General features: G+C 57.7%; 1 rRNA gene (running past one end of the window). It reads right to left on the bottom strand.

Going from position 1 to position 1770, the window contains the following annotated elements:
• Window positions 1–1701: ribosomal RNA gene (locus tag AB0I54_RS47990) — 23S ribosomal RNA — on the bottom strand (it extends 1495 nt beyond the left edge of the window).
• Between the last annotated feature and the right edge of the window lie 69 nt (window positions 1702–1770).

A 1770-nucleotide genomic window follows, 5' to 3' on the forward strand; every position in this document is an offset into this window, starting at 1 on the left:
CCGTCCTACACCCTTACCCCGGGACAACCACCGCCCGGGATGGACTACCTTCCTGCGTCACCCCATCACTCACCTACTAACCGCTTGGTCCGGCGGCTCCACCACTCCGAGATTGTCCGAAGACGCACCCGGCGGTTTCACGGCCTTAGCATCACGATGCTCGATGTTTGACGCTTCACAGCGGGTACCGGAATATCAACCGGTTATCCATCGACTACGCCTGTCGGCCTCGCCTTAGGTCCCGACTTACCCTGGGCAGATCAGCTTGACCCAGGAACCCTTAGTCAATCGGCGCAAACGTTTCTCACGTTTGTATCGCTACTCATGCCTGCATTCTCACTCGTCAACCGTCCACAACTACCTTCCGGTGCTGCTTCACCCGGCAGACGACGCTCCCCTACCCATCACAGCACCCGTTGGGGCTATATGCTGCAATGACACGACTTCGGCGGTACGCTTGAGCCCCGCTACATTGTCGGCGCGGAATCACTAGACCAGTGAGCTATTACGCACTCTTTCAAGGGTGGCTGCTTCTAAGCCAACCTCCTGGTTGTCTGTGCGACTCCACATCCTTTCCCACTTAGCGTACGCTTAGGGGCCTTAGTCGATGCTCTGGGCTGTTTCCCTCTCGACCATGGAGCTTATCCCCCACAGTCTCACTGCCGCGCTCTCACTTACCGGCATTCGGAGTTTGGCTAAGGTCAGTAACCCGGTAGGGCCCATCGCCTATCCAGTGCTCTACCTCCGGCAAGAAACACACGACGCTGCACCTAAATGCATTTCGGGGAGAACCAGCTATCACGGAGTTTGATTGGCCTTTCACCCCTAACCACAGGTCATCCCCCAGGTTTTCAACCCTGGTGGGTTCGGTCCTCCACGAAGTCTTACCTCCGCTTCAACCTGCCCATGGCTAGATCACTCCGCTTCGGGTCTTGAGCGTGCTACTCATACGCCCTGTTCGGACTCGCTTTCGCTACGGCTTCCCCACACGGGTTAACCTCGCAACACACCGCAAACTCGCAGGCTCATTCTTCAAAAGGCACGCAGTCACGAGAATGTGCAAGCACATTCCGACGCTCCCACGGCTTGTAGGCACACGGTTTCAGGTACTATTTCACTCCCCTCCCGGGGTACTTTTCACCATTCCCTCACGGTACTATCCGCTATCGGTCACCAGGGAATATTTAGGCTTAGCGGGTGGTCCCGCCAGATTCACACGGGATTTCTCGGGCCCCGTGCTACTTGGGTGTCTCTCAAACGAGCCGCTGACGTTTCAGCTACGGGGGTCTTACCCTCTACGCCGGACCTTTCGCATGTCCTTCGCCTACATCAACGGTTTCTGACTCGTCCCACGGCCGGCAGACCGTGGAAGAGAGATCCCACAACCCCGCATGCGCAACCCCTGCCGGGTCTCACACGCATACGGTTTGGCCTCATCCGGTTTCGCTCGCCACTACTCCCGGAATCACGGTTGTTTTCTCTTCCTGAGGGTACTGAGATGTTTCACTTCCCCTCGTTCCCTCCACACTGCCTATGTGTTCAGCAGTGGGTGACAGCCCATGACGACTGCCGGGTTTCCCCATTCGGAAACCCCCGGATCAAAGCCTGGTTGACGACTCCCCGGGGACTATCGCGGCCTCCCACGTCCTTCATCGGTTCCTGGTGCCAAGGCATCCACCGTGCGCCCTTAAAAACTTGGCCACAGATGCTCGCGTCCACTGTGCAGTTCTCAAACAACGACCAGCCACCCGTCACCCCACTGGAAACCAG

The sequence above is a fragment of the Streptomyces sp. NPDC050625 genome, from assembly GCF_040654755.1.
In the GTDB taxonomy this organism is placed as follows: domain Bacteria; phylum Actinomycetota; class Actinomycetes; order Streptomycetales; family Streptomycetaceae; genus Streptomyces.